1 pseudogene is annotated in these 534 nt (G+C 61.6%); it reads right to left on the bottom strand.

From position 1 onward, the window contains the following. A pseudogene (locus RZO55_RS14660) lies at window positions 1-534 on the bottom strand (hypothetical protein); the annotation flags it as partial.

Below are 534 nucleotides of genomic sequence, written 5' to 3' on the forward strand. Positions count from 1 at the left end.
CCGTTCCGGGCGAACCGCCCCCTCCTTCTTCAGCCAATCGATCAGCTCCCGCAAAATCTCCTCCTCCTGTCCCGGTGAAACCCAGCCTGGATGAGACCGGATCAGAAACGTGCTGCCTCCGAAGGGCTCCAATTCCCAACCCATTTCGCGAAAAAGGGAGAGATGGGCCGACACCCTTTCCGCCTCCCCCGGCGAGCACTCCAGGGGAATCGGCATCAGCAGAGGCTGTCTCTTCGGCTCTTCCCTGCCCATCTCCGCCGAAAACCGCTCATAATAGATTCGCTCATGGGCCGCATGCTGATCGATCAAGTAAAAACCGTCCTCGGCCTGGGCCACAATATAGGTGCCATGGACCTGCGCCAAGGGGTGCAACTCCGGAAATCGCTCCTCGGTCTCCGGAGCCGGAGCCGATGCTTCGGCGTCAGACTCGAAGGGCTTGTCGGGCTCGACGGGTTGGGGTTGAACCTGGACCGGATGTTCCGACGGGCTTGGCGTCTTTTCGAAGGAGAGGGAAGGCGCCGGCTCCTCCCGCAC

The organism is Clostridium boliviensis (genome assembly GCF_033342255.1).
In the GTDB taxonomy this organism is placed as follows: Bacteria; Bacillota; Clostridia; order Lachnospirales; family Lachnospiraceae; genus Lacrimispora; species Lacrimispora boliviensis.